At 71.0% G+C, this 13,215-nt stretch carries 12 protein-coding genes and 1 pseudogene; 9 read left to right on the top strand and 4 right to left on the bottom strand.

Translation table 11 applies throughout. From position 1 onward, the window contains the following. Positions 1-38: 38 nt before the first annotated feature. Positions 39-743: a B3/B4 domain-containing protein gene (locus P3G67_RS13560; RefSeq protein ID WP_276093693.1), complete on the top strand. Its 705-nt coding sequence runs from the start codon at positions 39-41 to the stop codon at positions 741-743. 79 nt (positions 744-822) lie between these two features. On the opposite strand, the gene P3G67_RS13555 is transcribed toward P3G67_RS13560, so the two are convergent. Next, the gene (locus P3G67_RS13555; protein WP_276093692.1) at positions 823-1,557 is read right to left on the bottom strand and encodes a lysophospholipid acyltransferase family protein; all 735 of its coding nucleotides are present in this window, start codon (positions 1,555-1,557) and stop codon (positions 823-825) included. A gap of 377 nt (positions 1,558-1,934) precedes the next feature. Here P3G67_RS13555 and P3G67_RS13550 point away from each other — a divergent pair, with 377 nt between their 5' ends. From P3G67_RS13550 to P3G67_RS13535, 4 genes are all read left to right on the top strand, one after another. After that, on the top strand, positions 1,935-2,354 hold the full coding sequence (locus P3G67_RS13550) for a TlpA family protein disulfide reductase (RefSeq protein ID WP_276093868.1): 420 nt from the start codon (positions 1,935-1,937) through the stop codon (positions 2,352-2,354). 223 nt (positions 2,355-2,577) lie between these two features. Beyond that, positions 2,578-3,081, top strand: coding sequence for a flavin reductase family protein (locus P3G67_RS13545; RefSeq protein WP_269856290.1), 504 nt, complete (start codon positions 2,578-2,580; stop codon positions 3,079-3,081). A 246-nt stretch (positions 3,082-3,327) separates the two neighbouring features. After that, a complete protein-coding gene (locus P3G67_RS13540; protein WP_269856291.1) occupies positions 3,328-4,113 on the top strand; it encodes an electron transfer flavoprotein subunit beta/FixA family protein in 786 nt (261 codons plus the stop codon). Positions 4,114-4,167: 54 nt separating this feature from the next. Then, positions 4,168-5,130, top strand: coding sequence for an electron transfer flavoprotein subunit alpha/FixB family protein (locus P3G67_RS13535; protein WP_276093691.1), 963 nt, complete (start codon positions 4,168-4,170; stop codon positions 5,128-5,130). 52 nt (positions 5,131-5,182) lie between these two features. On the opposite strand, the gene P3G67_RS13530 is transcribed toward P3G67_RS13535, so the two are convergent. Continuing rightward, complete coding sequence (locus P3G67_RS13530) at positions 5,183-6,358, bottom strand: trans-sulfuration enzyme family protein (RefSeq protein ID WP_276093690.1); 1,176 nt, start codon at positions 6,356-6,358, stop codon at positions 5,183-5,185. Positions 6,359-6,513: 155 nt separating this feature from the next. Between P3G67_RS13530 and P3G67_RS13525 the strand changes: the two genes are divergently transcribed. Both P3G67_RS13525 and P3G67_RS13520 read left to right on the top strand, forming a co-directional pair. Continuing rightward, positions 6,514-6,993: an Lrp/AsnC family transcriptional regulator gene (locus P3G67_RS13525; RefSeq protein ID WP_269856294.1), complete on the top strand. Its 480-nt coding sequence runs from the start codon at positions 6,514-6,516 to the stop codon at positions 6,991-6,993. A gap of 95 nt (positions 6,994-7,088) precedes the next feature. Continuing rightward, positions 7,089-8,354, top strand: coding sequence for a DUF6986 family protein (locus tag P3G67_RS13520; protein WP_276093689.1), 1,266 nt, complete (start codon positions 7,089-7,091; stop codon positions 8,352-8,354). Between the two features lie 278 nt (positions 8,355-8,632). Here P3G67_RS13520 and P3G67_RS13515 read toward each other — a convergent pair whose 3' ends face one another. Then, complete coding sequence (locus P3G67_RS13515; protein WP_269856412.1) at positions 8,633-9,619, bottom strand: LacI family DNA-binding transcriptional regulator; 987 nt, start codon at positions 9,617-9,619, stop codon at positions 8,633-8,635. 215 nt (positions 9,620-9,834) lie between these two features. Here P3G67_RS13515 and P3G67_RS13510 point away from each other — a divergent pair, with 215 nt between their 5' ends. Further along, the gene (locus P3G67_RS13510; RefSeq protein ID WP_276093688.1) at positions 9,835-10,830 is read left to right on the top strand and encodes an ROK family protein; all 996 of its coding nucleotides are present in this window, start codon (positions 9,835-9,837) and stop codon (positions 10,828-10,830) included. 358 nt (positions 10,831-11,188) lie between these two features. Here the strand turns inward: P3G67_RS13510 and P3G67_RS13505 are convergent. Next, positions 11,189-11,834: pseudogene (locus P3G67_RS13505) on the bottom strand (glycoside hydrolase family 27 protein); the annotation flags it as partial. 320 nt (positions 11,835-12,154) lie between these two features. Between P3G67_RS13505 and P3G67_RS13500 the strand changes: the two are divergent. Then, complete coding sequence (locus P3G67_RS13500) at positions 12,155-13,204, top strand: NUDIX hydrolase (protein WP_276093687.1); 1,050 nt, start codon at positions 12,155-12,157, stop codon at positions 13,202-13,204. Positions 13,205-13,215: the final 11 nt, after the last annotated feature.

Below are 13,215 nucleotides of genomic sequence, written 5' to 3'. Positions count from 1 at the left end.
GAATTGATCGATGGCGGGGTGGCGGTTACGGTCGGAGCATGACGACCGCACCGCCCCTCGCCCTCACCGTCAGCGACGAGGTCCGCGCCCTCGCGCCCAGCTTCACCCACATCGCCGTCGAGGCGCGCGGCCTGGTGAACGGACCCAGCGACGAGCGCAGTTCGGCCCTCCTGGCCGACGCCGAACGACGGCTGACCACCCGGCTCGCCGGACGCGCACCGCACGAGGACGAGCATGTGGCCGCGTGGCGCGCGGCGTACACCGCCTTCGGGGCCAAGCCCTCGCGTACCCGCAACTCCGCCGAGGCGCTGGCCCGCCGGGCGCTCGCGGACGGCGGGCTGCCGCGGATCAACCTTCTGGTCGACGCCTACAACGCGATCAGTGTGGCGTACCTGGTGCCGGTCGGAGGGGAGGACGCCGACCGGATCGAGGGTGGCATGCGGCTGGTCCGCGCCAGCGGGGACGAGCCGTTCGAGACGGCGGCGGGCGGCGAGCCGGTCATCGAGCGGCCGGAGCCCGGCGAGGTGGTCTGGCGCGACGGCGCCGGGGTCACCTGCCGTCGCTGGAACTGGCGGCAGGGGCTGCGGACTCGCCTGACGGAAGGGTCGGGCTCGGCTCTCTTCTTGCTGGAGCGGCTGGATCCCATGCCTCTGGGCGAGTTGACGGCGGCTGCCGACGAACTCGCCGACCACGTACGGCGGTTGAGCCCGGGGGCGGATGTCACGGTGCGCGGTCCGCAGTAGGGCGCGCGGTTGGTTCGGCACCGCCGGGCTTCGCCGGTGTGGTCGCTCGCCGTTGCGGCGGCGGAGGTCTTCGCCGGCCCTACGCCAGGCCCGGTGTCGGAGCGGCGGCTTCCTCGGGGGAGGGGGCCGTGCCGCCCAGGTGGGCGGGGAGCCACCAGGCGCCCTGAGCATCCTTCGGGCGTACCGGGTAGGCCTGTTGGGCCGCCTCCAGCAGGTCCTGGACGCGGCACCGCAGCCGTTCGGTCAGCGACTCCGCGTTCTCCTCGGGGGCCGCGGCCAGCGGCGCCCCGACCCGCAGCGTGATCGGGAAGCGGTGCCTGCCCAGCCGCCGCGGACGGCCCTTGGTCCACATCCGCTGGGTGCCCCACAGTGCCATCGGCAGCAGCGGAACCCCCGCCTCCTGAGCCAGCCGCGCGGCGCCCGACTTGAAGTTCTTGAGGGTGAACGAGCGGGAGATCGTGGCCTCGGGGAAGACCCCGATGATCTCGCCGGACCGCAGCGCGCTCAACGCGTTCTCGTACGCGTGCACCCCGCGCTCCCGGTCGACCGGGATGTGCTTCATCGCCCGCATCAGCGGCCCGGAGACCTTGTGCCGGAAGACCGACTCCTTGGCCATGAAACGCACCAGACGCTTCGCCGGGCGGGCGGCCAGCCCGCAGAAGACGAAGTCCAGGTAGCTGATGTGGTTGCTGACCAGCACCGCGCCGCTGCGCCGTGGCACATGCTCGGTGCCCGCGATGTCGAAGCGCAGGCCCTGCACCTGGAACATGGTGCGGGCGAAGCCGATGACCGGCGGGTAGACGAGTTCAGCCACGTCGGGGGACACCTCTTGGGTCAGCAGTTACGCGGCCGTAGGTTAGGGCCGTCGCAGGATGGTGCCCCGTCAACGCGTGCGTTGTCATCCGCAGTGCCCGGAACATTAGGAGATTCTTGTCACGTGTGGCCCGGCGCGGCAGCAGGTACACCTCGCGGACCGGCCGAGGAACGCGGCGCCAGCGCAGCCCGTCGCGGCCGGCCCCAGCCGCGGCGGCCCCGCGGTGCAACCGGCGTGGCCGACGATCGCCGCGCCGAGGCGCTGCCTGCGAACGTCGATGCTCCGCGAACCCATGGCAGCCGCTCTCCTCGGCGTTCGGCCCGATGCCCGGGAATCATCGCGGTCCGATGAGCGCTGCACTCCTGCGGGAGGCGAAGATGGTGGGGACGGTGTTGTGCCTCACGGTGCTTGCCGCGGCAGGGCTGTTGGGACTGCTCCACCGCTGGCATGACGGAAGGATGCGAATGCGGGAGAAGGACGGCGCCCAGCGGCTGACGGCGGCCGAGATCGGCGAGCCGCTCGGCGCGCGGGCCACGCTGCTCCAGTTCTCCAGTGCCTTCTGCGCACCCTGCCGGGCCACCCGTCGCACACTCTCCGAAGTCGCCGCCATGGTCGAGGGGGTGGCGCATGTGGAGATCGACGCCGAGGCCCGTCTCGACCTGGTGCGCCGACTGTCGGTGCTGAAGACACCCACCGTCCTGGTGCTCGACGCCCGCGGTGTGGTCGCCCGGCGCGCCGCGGGGCAGCCGCGCAAGGCCGATGTGATCGCGGCGGTCGGCGCGGCGGTGGAGGCGTGAACCGACCGGTGCCGGGACCCGCCGTGATCCACATCCCAGATAACAGACCGCCCTTGACGGAGTGCGTCCTGAATCGTCAGCCTGACGTTATGTCGAAGGTCGTCCTTCTCTATGAGCGAGCCGATGTCGACTTCGGTCGGCACGCGAGTGCGCGTTGTCCAAGCCGTTGAGCGCCTCTGACTCCCATTCAGTTCCGGCTCGACCGCATCAGAAGGACAACTCCATGACTGCTTCGACCGATCTCGGATCCGCCCCTTCCGCGACCGATGTCTTCCGCTCCGTCTTCCGTCGGCACGCCGCCGGAGTCGCGGTGATCACGGCGGACGGTGCCCGTCCGGTCGGCTTCACCGCCACCTCGCTCACCTCCGTCGCCGCCGAACCTCCCCTGCTCTCCTTCGGCATCAGCATCGGCTCGTCGAGCTGGCCGACGGTCGCCGCGGCCGAGCACGTCGGAGTTCATGTCCTCGGTGAACACCAGGAGGAGTTGGCGGCTACGTTCGCCCGCAGCGGTGCGGACCGCTTCGGGCCGCCCACCGTCTGGCGCAGCGGCCCGCACGGGGTGCCGCTGCTGGAGGGCGTCTCCGCATGGTTGGTGTGCCGGGTGGTGGCACGCGTTCCGGCCGGTGATCACCGCATAGTCGTGGCCGAGGCCGTGCACGGCGACCCGCACGGTCCCGGCCGCCCGCTGCTGTACCACCAGGGCCGCTTCAACGCCCTGCGGCACTGAATCCTCCCCTCCCGGGTCTGCGGTAGGGCGTCGGCAAGGTCACAGTTCAACGGCCTTGCGGACTGGGAATCAGCCGAGTGTACTGGCGAGTAATATTTCGGTTGGAGCGCCTAGGAGTCCCGGCCGAAAGTCGCCGTCGAAGGCGCCTATGCTGCCTTCACAGGGCAGTTACTGGGTTCCACGGCCCACGACGCCGGTGCGGTGTCGCGGCCCGGACCGCCGAACCGATGCAGTAGGAGAGCAGGCGTGAGCTTGAGGATCGTAGTCGCTGTGAAGTACGTGCCCGACGCCACGGGCGACCGTCACTTCGCCGAGGACCTGACCACCGACCGCGACGCCGTGGACGGCCTGCTGTCGGAGCTGGACGAGTACGCGGTCGAGCAGGCGCTGCAGATCGCCGAGGAAGCCGACGACGCCGAGATCACCGTGCTGACCGTCGGCCCCGAGGACGCCAAGGACGCGCTGCGCAAGGCACTGTCCATGGGCGCCGACCAGGCCGTGCACGTCGAGGACGACGGCCTGCACGGCACCGACGCGCTGGGCACCTCCCTGGTGCTGGCCAAGGCCATCGAGCACGTCGGCTACGACCTGGTGGTGTGCGGCATGGCGTCCACCGACGGCACCATGGGCGTCGTCCCCGCGATGCTCGCCGAGCGCCTCGGCGTCCCGCAGGTCACGCTGCTGTCCGAGGTCAAGGTCGAGGACGGCAAGGTGACCGGCCGCCGCGACGGCGACGCCGCCAGCGAGCAGCTTGAGGCCCAGCTGCCCGCCGTGGTGTCCGTGACCGACCAGTCGGGCGAGGCCCGCTACCCGTCGTTCAAGGGCATCATGGCCGCCAAGAAGAAGAAGGTCGAGTCGCTCGACCTGTCGGACCTGGGCATCGAGGAGGACGAGGTCGGTCTCGCCGGTGCCTGGACCAAGGTCGACAGCGCGGCCGAGCGCCCGGCCCGCACCGCGGGCACGATCATCACGGACGAGGGCGAGGGCGGCAAGCAGCTTGCCGCGTTCCTCGCGGAGCAGAAGTTCATCTGAGCCGCCGAGCCGCCTTCCCAACGCCCCTTCTTATACGCGCAGGAGAGCAATCCCATGGGTGAAGTCCTCGTCTACGTCGACCACGTGGACGGTGCCGTCCGCAAGCCGACCCTCGAACTGCTGACCCTGGCCCGCCGGATCGGCGAGCCGGTCGCCGTCCACCTCGGCCCGGGTGCCGACACCGCCGCGGCCACGCTGGCCGAGCACGGCGCCGTCAAGGTGCTCGCCGCCGACCTGCCGGAGTTCACCGAGTACCTGGTGGTACCGAAGGTGGACGCCCTGGAGCAGGCCGTCGCCGCCGTCTCGCCGGTCGCTGTCCTCGTACCGTCCTCCGCCGAGGGCAAGGAGATCGCCGCCCGACTCGCGGTGCGCCTCGGCTCCGGCATCATCACCGACGCGGTGGACCTGGAGGCCGGGGACGAGGGCCCGGTCGCCACGCAGTCGGTGTTCGCCGCCGCGTTCACCACCAAGTCGCGGGTCACCAAGGGCATTCCGGTGGTCACGGTCAAGCCGAACTCGGCCGCTCCGGAGGCCGCCCCGGCCGCGGGCACCGTGGAGCCGCTCGCGGTGACCGTGGGCGAGAAGTCCACCGGCACCAAGGTCGTCTCGCGCACCCCGCGCGAGTCCACCGGCCGCCCCGAGCTGACCGAGGCCGCGATCGTGGTCTCCGGTGGCCGCGGTGTCAACGGCGCCGAGAACTTCAAGGTCATCGAGGACCTCGCCGACTCGCTCGGCGCGGCCGTCGGCGCCTCCCGCGCCGCGGTGGACGCCGGTTGGTACCCGCACAGCAACCAGGTCGGCCAGACCGGTAAGTCCGTCTCGCCGCAGCTGTACATCGCCTCCGGCATCTCCGGCGCGATCCAGCACCGGGCCGGCATGCAGACCTCGAAGACCATCGTGGCCATCAACAAGGACGCCGAGGCGCCGATCTTCGAGTTGGTCGACTACGGCGTGGTCGGCGACCTCTTCGAGGTCGTGCCGCAGCTGACCGAGGAGGTCAAGGCCCGCAAGGGCTGACCCGCGAAGCCGAGGGGCCACGCGGATCACTCCGCGTGGCCCCTCGCGCTGTTCAGGCCCGCCGTAGGGCCTGGTCCAGGTCCTCGTAGAGGTCCTCCACGTCCTCCAGTCCCACCGACACCCGAAGGATCGAGGCGTTCGGCTTGGCCTCCGCGGCCACCGGACGGTGGGTGAGCGCCGCCGGGTGCTGGATCAGCGTGTCCACGCCGCCCAGCGACACCGCGTGCGTGATCAACCGGCAGTTCGCCGCCGCACCGGCCGCCGCCCGGTAACCGCCGTCCACCGCAAGCGAGATGACCGCGCCCGGCCCTGACATCTGGCGGCCTATCAGCCCCAGCGGGTCGCACTCGGGCAGGCCCGGATAGAAGACCCGCTCGACGGCGGGGTGTTCGGCCAGCCGCCCGGCGAGCTTGTCCGCGGACGCGCACTGGTGACGTACCCGCAGCGGCAGCGTCTGCAACCCGCGGTGCAGCAGGTATCCGGCCAGCGGGTGCAGGATGCCGCCGGTCAGCGCGCGCACCGGACGCAGCCGGCGGGCCCACTCGGCGTTCGTCGCCACCACTCCGGCGAGCACGTCGCCATGACCGCCGAGGTACTTCGTCGCGCTGTGCACCACCAACGTGGCACCGTGCAGGGCGGGTTGCTGGAGCACCGGGGTGGCGAAGGTGTTGTCCACCAGCAGCGGCACATCGCCGCAGCGCTCGGCCACGGCCGCCAGGTCGATCAGCTCCAGGGTCGGGTTGGCCGGCGTCTCCACCACCACCAAACCGGTGTCCGGTCGCAGCGCCTCGGCGATCCGGTCCGGCTCCGCCCAGGTCACCTCGGTGCCCAGCAGGCCGGTGGCCAGCAGGTGGTCGGTGCCGCCGTACAGCGGCCTTACCGCCACCACATGGCCCCTGTCCTCGGCGCGCGCGGCGAGCAGACAGGCGGTGATGGCGGCCATACCGGAGGAGAACGCCACCGCCTCGGCGCAGTGCTCCACCTCGGCCAGCGCCTGCTCGAAGCGGGCGGTCGTCGGATTCCACAACCGCTGGTAGACATGGCTGCCGCCGTCGAACGGCGTGCCGCCGGTCGCCAGTGCCTCGTAGCTGTCGCCGCCGATCTCGACGTCCGGCAGCGGGTTGGTCGTCGACAAGTCGACGGGCGGTACATGCACGCCCAGCGTGCGCAGGTCCCCGCGTCCGGCGTGTACGGCGGCGGTGTCCGGACGAAGTGCGGTCGGCTGCATTGACGGCCCCTATCTGTGATGCGCGGCCTGCGGTGGCTCGTGGCTGGCGCCATGGTGAAGAATCCGATGCCCGAACTGGTGAGTAGCCGCAGATAATTCGCGGACCGGCCGAAGGGCCTTGGCAATGTGCGGTGTCAAGAGTCATTCTCGGCCGTATGCCGAAGAATCAGCAGGCCGATGACCTCGGGCCGGTCGACCGTTCGATCCTGGACCTGCTGGCCCAGGACGCCCGGATGCCGAACAGCGCCATCGCGGCGGCTGTCGGCGTCGCGCCGTCGACCTGTCTGTCCCGCATCCGCTCACTGCGCGAGCGAGGGGTGATCCGTGGATTCCGGGCGGAACTCGATCCCGCGGCGCTCGGGCTCGGCATCCAGGCGATGATCTCCGTGCGGCTGCACTCGCACCGCAGGGACCAGGTGGACCGCTTCGTTCGGGAGGTGCCGCGGCTTCCCGGTGTGGTGGAGCTGTTCCATGTCTCCGGGGCAGACGACTACCTGCTGCGGGTGGCGGTGCGGGACTCCGACGCCTTGCGGGACTTCGTGCTCGATCACCTCACCACTCACCCGGCGGTGCAGCACACCGAGACCAGCCTGATCTTCGGGCACATACGGGGGCGGCTGCTGCCGCCCGACTGACCTGGGCGATCGGGCATTGACGTTGACACTGGGACGCTGGGAAAATCCGCCCTGCGGATTGGATATTTCGGTTTGCGGAATATGGAGGGTGTCGGATGGGCTCGGACGATATGCCGGTGGCGACCAGCCTGTCGGGGGCGGTACGGGACGGCGTGGCCGCATCCCTCGCCGGGGTCGACGCGGAGCTGGCCCGGCGCTATCCGGGGGATCCCGGCACCCGGCAGCCGGTGCACACCGTCTACGTGCCTGCCGATGCCTTCGCGGCCGACACCGTGCGGGTCTGGGGGGAGCAGGCGCTGGACCTGCTCGATCGGCATGCGCCTGATGCCGGGTCCTTCGCAGCGGCGCTCGGGCTGCCCGACGGGCTCGCCGGGCAGGTCTACGAGCGGGTGCGGGGCAAACTGCGCAGCGAGCCCGTCGAGGATCTGCGGATCGACTTCGAGGACGGGTACGGTCCGCGCTCCGACGCGGAGGAGGACGCCGCCGCGGTCCGCGCGGCGCGGTTGGTGGCCGCCGCGGTCGCCGACGGGAGTGCGCCGCCGTTCATCGGCATCCGCATGAAGTGCATGGAGGCCGCCGTGCGGGACCGTGGCATCCGCACCCTGGACGTCTTCCTGACCGGGCTCATGGCGGCGGGCGGGCTGCCGGACGGACTGGTCCTCACCCTGCCCAAGGTGACCTTTCCCGAGCAGGTCTCCGCGATGGTGCGGCTGTGTGAGGAGTTCGAGAAGGCGCACGGGCTTGAGGCGGGACGGATCGGCTTCGAGATCCAGATCGAGACCACCCAGGCGATCCTCGGGCCGGACGGCACCGCGACCGTGGCGCGGCTGATCGACGCGGCCGAGGGGCGCGCCACCGGACTGCACTACGGGACGTTCGACTACAGCGCGGCGTGCGGGGTGAGCGCGGCGTACCAGTCCATGGACCATCCCGTCGCCGACCACGCCAAGGCCGTGATGCAGGTCGCCGCCGCCGGTACCGGGGTGCGGCTGTCGGACGGTTCCACGAACGTGCTGCCGGTCGGCGGTGGCGAACAGGTGCGGGCGGCTTGGCAGTTGCACTACGGGTTGGTGCGCAGGTCGCTGGCGCGCGCCTACTACCAGGGGTGGGACATGCATCCCGGGCACCTGCCGACCCGGTACGCGGCCGTCTACGCCTTCTACCGTGAGGGATTCACGGCAGCGGCGGAGCGGCTCGCCGCGTACGTCGCTCGGGCCTCCGGTGATGTCATGGACGAGCCCGCTACGGCTCGGGCCCTCAGTGGGTACCTGCTGCGGGGCATTGAGTGCGGGGCCGTCGACCTTGCTGAGGTCACGGCTGTGGCGGGGGTGGGGCGGGACGTGCTGCTCGGGTTGCGGTGAGCGGGCTTTCCCGCTCGTCCGCCTGTTGGGCTCGCAGGGGATGCGATCGCTTGTGGCTCGCTGCTCCTTGGGCTTCGTATCCCTCACCGACCAGCTGCGAGCGCGGAGGATGGCGTGCCGGGGCGCTCCCGCAGCGACCTCGCGGTGTACCGCGAGTGCGAGACGGTGGTTGGAGTGAGGAGACGACCCGGCGCGCCTCTGATCTCCAACAGGCTGTGCGTAACGGTGAGATGTGGGCGCCGGTGATCGGGTGGGCGGGGAAAGCCCTCAACGCACCGTCACTGGGGCGGGGGCAGCTCCCCGGACCCCCGGGGAATGAGCCGCCCCGGCAACTCGACGCGCCGGGGCTCCGCCGTCTCCCCGTCGAGGCGGCGGAACAGCATTTCCGCCGCGGTCCGGCCCAGCCGGGCCGGGTCCTGCGCTATCACCGTGACTCCCGGCCGCAACAGATCGGCGAGTTCGAAGTCGTCGAAGCCCACGAGCGCGATCGGACGATCGCGCTCGGACAGAACCCGCACCGCGGTGACCGTCACCCGGTTGTTGCCGGAGAACAGTGCGGTGATGGCGTCCGGCCCGGACGCCATGCGCTCCAGTTCGGCCCGAACCCGATCCGGCGCGGTGCCGCCCATCGACACCCAGTCCTCGCGCACGGCGAGGCCGTGCGCGGCCATCGCCTCGCGATAGCCGCGAACGCGTTCGTCCGCGGTGTGGATGTGCGGGCGGTCGCCGATGAAGCCGATCCTCCGGTGACCGTGCGCGATCAGGTGGGCCACACCGTCTCTGGCGCCCCCCGCGTTGTCGGTGAGTACCGCGTCCGCGTCGATCCGGCTAGCGGGGCGGTCGACGAAGACCGTGGCGATGCCCGCGGCGATCTCCGGTTCGAGGTAGCGGTGGTCATCGCTGGCCGGAACGATCACGAGCCCGTCCACCCTGCGGGCGCACAGTGCCAGCGCCAACTCCTCTTCACGTTCCGGTACTTCGGCGCTCGATCCGGCGAACAGCAGGCTGCCGTTGGTCCGGGCCACCTCCTCGACAGCGCGGCTCAGCGGGGAGTAGAACGGGTCGGCCAGATCCTCCAGGACCAGGCCGATACTGGCCGTGCGGCCCTTGCGCAGGATGCGGGCGCTGTCGTTCCGCCGGAAGCCGAGTGCTTCTATCGCGGCGCGAACCCGCGACTCGGTGTCGGCGGTGACACCGGGCTCGCCGTTGACGACGCGGGAGACGGTCTTCAGGCCGACGCCCGCCCTGGCGGCCACGTCCTTCATCGTCGGGCGGCTGCCGTACCGTACGGCGGTGGCGGTGGGGCGGGGGACGTGCTGGGAGTCGGGCACGGGCGGCAGTCCTGTCGTCGAGCGCACGGGGTAACGTGAGCCTAGGGCTAGACAACGTTGTCAACAAGGGCCAGACTACTCTGGCTCGCCACCGCCCAGGGGTCGCCCCCGTACGGGACGCCAACGTGGACAAGGGAGACACCGTACCGATGCACAGCGAAGGCGCCGCAGTGCGGGTCCCGGCCGTCGAAGGGCCGGTCGTGGCCCTCGATATCGGCGGAACGAAGATCGCGGGAGCGCTGGTCGACAGCACCGGGCGGCTGCTCGTACGCGCTCAGCGGCGCACCCCGGCCGCGGAGGACGGTGAGACGGTGATGCGCGCGGTCGCGGAGGTGCTGCGCGAGCTGGCCGTCGACCCGTCCTGGGCGCGGGCGAGCGCCGTCGGCATCGGCAGCGCCGGGCCGGTCGATGCCTCGACCGGTACCGTCAGCCCGGTCAATGTCCCGGGGTGGCGCGGATTCCCGCTGGTCCAGCGGGTCCGGGAGATGACCGGAGAGCTGCCCATCACCCTTTCGGGGGATGGGGTGGCCATCGCAGCGGCGGAACACTGGCAGGGCGCCGCCCGCGGCTATGACAACGCGCTGTGCATGGTGGTGTCCACCGGTGTCGGCGGCGGATTCGTACTGGGCGGTGCGCTGCACCCGGGGCCCACCGGGAACGCGGGGCACATCGGGCACATCAGCGTCGATCTCGACGGGCCGCCGTGCCCCTGCGGTGGGCGCGGCTGCGTGGAGCGCCTGGCCAGTGGCCCCAACATCGCCCGACGTGCGCTGGAAGAGGGCTGGAAGCCGGAGGACGGCGCCGAACCGACCGCCGCGGCGGTGGCCGCCTCGGCGCGGGCCGGGGACCCGATAGCCCGCGCCTCCTTCGAGCGGGCCGCGCAGGCGTTGGCCGCCGGGATAGCGGCCTGCGCGACCCTGGTGGAAATCCAAGTGGTGGTGATCGGCGGGGGAGTGGCGGGGGCCGGTGAGGTGCTGTTCGGTCCGCTTCGCGAACAGTTGCGGCGGTACGCCACGCTGTCCTTCGCCTCGGGGGTTGAGGTGGTTCCGGCCCAACTGGGCACGGACGCGGGCCTGGTGGGCGCCGCCGCCGCGGCCTACGGTGCGGCGGCGACGGCAACTGGTGGGGCGGCGGATACCGGTTGACGTTCGGGGACTCGGCTTCCGGGGGGCGGGGCTGGCACTCGTCGGCGTTGGAGGCCGGGGTGGCGGTCGCGGGGTTTGCGGAAACATCTGAGGCGGCCGGTGGTCGCGGTGCCAGTTTGTCTGGTGTTGACGGGGCGTGGCGCTAACCGCTGTTGGTCTTTGGCTGGTTGATGTCGATGGTGGCGTGCGCCTACGCCTCTGCGCTGGCGAGTTGGCCGAGCGGGGAATTGGCCGCGGCGGCCAGCGTCAGGGCGTGGCGTTCGACGGCGGTGTCCGAGGGGCGCGTGGCCTGGCAAGTGGGGGCTGGGCGGCGGCCTTTCGGGTGTGTGAAGCGCTGAGTCGTTGGGGTGGCGGCCGCGATGATTGGTCGGTCGGTGGCCTTCGGCGCGTCGCGCATCGTGGTGTAGCGGTGCTTGGCGTCCACGCTTTGGGTGTTGCAGTTGTCGTATTTCAGGTAGTCCACTCCCTGGTCGGCGAACTGCCGTGCGTAGGGGTACTCATGGCCAGGGCGCCTGGGAAGCCTCTGCTGTGGCAGGTCTTTGTGCCCGCGCTGGTGTAGACGCCGAGTTTGAGTCCCTTGGCGTGCACATAGTCAGCGACTGCCTTGACGCCGTACGGGAGCTGGGCGGAGTCAGGCGCCCAGTGGCCGTTGGCGTCGCGGTTCGGGAGTGCCCAGACTCGTCCAGGTTGACCTAGCGGTAACCGGCCACTTTGAGGACCTTGCTGACGAAGAGGTCAGCGGTTCCCTTGACCATCGCCTCGTTGAGGTCGGGGCCGCCGTGCGTGCTGTTCCAGTTGTTGAAGCCCCTGGGCGGGGTGCGGGCCAGCCCGTTGTTGAGCAGCGGGTTGGGGGTTCTCGCGGTGTCGGAGGGGGAGTGGGCGGTGGTTTGGCGCTGGTGGGTTGCGGCGGTGGCGGGGGTTGCCAGTCCGGCGGAGCACAACAGGGCTGTGCCCAGCGCCGCCAGGGCTTTGTGGTGTGCGGTGCCGGTGGCGAGGGGGTGCATGGTTGCGGTGTCTCCTTCCGGTCGGTCGACGTGCCGCTGGTGCTGTTGAGCTGACCTGTGAGTGGGTCATGTTCCCGTCAGGCTCGATCGGTTACGTTGGATGGTGTTGGGTATTGGTGGGAGGCGGTGAGTGGCGGGTTGCGTTATGCCGCTTGTGCCTGAGTGAGTGGCGTGCGGGGCTGTTTGGTGGTGGTGAGTTTCGATGATGGCTGGATGAGGGTGGGCGGCATTGGGTTCCATTGCGGTCTCGCCGCGCCCCGCGCGTTTGCCCGACCGTGCCGCCCGGGCACTTCTTAGGGGGCTACGGAGGAGGGGGCACCGTGATCGTCTGGCTGAACGGCGCGTTCGGTGCGGGAAAGACCAGCGCCGCCCGCGAACTGATCGACCTGATACCCGGAAGCACCCTGTACGACCCCGAACTGATCGGCAGCACACTGCGGTTACTGCTGCCGGAGAAGCGTCTCGGTGAGATCACCGACTACCAGGAGCTGCCCTCCTGGCGGCGGCTCGTCGTGGACACCGCGGCCGCTTTGCTGATGGAGACCGGCGGGCCGCTGGTGACGCCCATGGCGCTGCTGCGTCAGGACTACCGGGACGAGATCTTCGGTGCGCTGGCCGCCCGGGGCATTCCGGTGAGACATGTGCTGCTGCGGGTTGAGGAAACGATCCTGCGGGAGCGCATCGCGCACCGCGAGGAGGTGCCCGGCGACCCGGAGGTCAGCGCCTCGGTGCGCCGCTGGTGCCTTGACCATCTCGCCGCCTACCGTGCGGCGCTGCCCTGGCTCACCCGGGACGCCCATGTCCTCGACGTCGGTGACGCACCGCCGCGCGAGATCGCGGAGCGCGTCGCGGTCGCCGTGGGAGAGGGCGCTGGCGCCTGTGGCATCGTGCAGACGCCCGAGCCGACCCGGGAGACGCTGGCGGCCGGGGTGCTGCTGTTCGACGAACGCGACCGCGTGCTGCTCGTCGACCCAACCTACAAACCAGGCTGGGAGTTTCCCGGTGGCGTGGTCGAGCGGGGTGAGCCGCCGACGCGGGCCGCGCTGCGTGAGGTCGCCGAGGAACTCGGCGTCGACCTCGGGACCGGCGCGGGTCTACGGCTGCTCGTTGTCGACTGGGAGCCGCCACGGCCGCCGGGCTTCGGCGGGCTGCGGCTGCTGTTCGACGGCGGCCTGCTGACCGCCACCGATGCCGGGCGGCTGCTGCTGCCCGCGGCCGAGTTGCGCGGCTGGCGCTTCGTCACCGAGGACGAGGCGGCCGTTCTGCTGCCGGCTGAGCGGTTCGCTCGCCTCCACTGGGCGCTACGGGCTCGCGCCCAGGGAAAGGCGATAGACCTCGAAGCGGGCGAACCGATCGCGGCGGTCGACTAGTTGTCGAACGG

Origin of the sequence: Streptomyces silvisoli, from assembly GCF_029269905.1 — a bacterium.
GTDB lineage: Bacteria > Actinomycetota > Actinomycetes > Streptomycetales > Streptomycetaceae > Streptantibioticus_A > Streptantibioticus_A silvisoli_A.
Note: the sequence above shows the minus strand (reverse complement) of the source record. Positions and strands in the feature narration are given on the sequence as shown.

What these genes read in the sequence shown, in the direction of transcription:
- P3G67_RS13535 (WP_276093691.1), top strand. Translation starts at nt 4,168, where the DNA reads ATGGGTGAAGTCCTCGTCTACGTCGACCACGTGGACGGTGCCGTCCGC.
- P3G67_RS13530 (WP_276093690.1), bottom strand. Translation starts at nt 6,358, where the DNA reads ATGCAGCCGACCGCACTTCGTCCGGACACCGCCGCCGTACACGCCGGA.
- P3G67_RS13560 (WP_276093693.1), top strand. Translation starts at nt 39, where the DNA reads ATGACGACCGCACCGCCCCTCGCCCTCACCGTCAGCGACGAGGTCCGC.
- P3G67_RS13550 (WP_276093868.1), top strand. Translation starts at nt 1,935, where the DNA reads ATGGTGGGGACGGTGTTGTGCCTCACGGTGCTTGCCGCGGCAGGGCTG.
- P3G67_RS13545 (WP_269856290.1), top strand. Translation starts at nt 2,578, where the DNA reads ATGACTGCTTCGACCGATCTCGGATCCGCCCCTTCCGCGACCGATGTC.
- P3G67_RS13525 (WP_269856294.1), top strand. Translation starts at nt 6,514, where the DNA reads ATGCCGAAGAATCAGCAGGCCGATGACCTCGGGCCGGTCGACCGTTCG.
- P3G67_RS13515 (WP_269856412.1), bottom strand. Translation starts at nt 9,619, where the DNA reads ATGAAGGACGTGGCCGCCAGGGCGGGCGTCGGCCTGAAGACCGTCTCC.
- P3G67_RS13510 (WP_276093688.1), top strand. Translation starts at nt 9,835, where the DNA reads ATGCACAGCGAAGGCGCCGCAGTGCGGGTCCCGGCCGTCGAAGGGCCG.
- P3G67_RS13520 (WP_276093689.1), top strand. Translation starts at nt 7,089, where the DNA reads ATGGGCTCGGACGATATGCCGGTGGCGACCAGCCTGTCGGGGGCGGTA.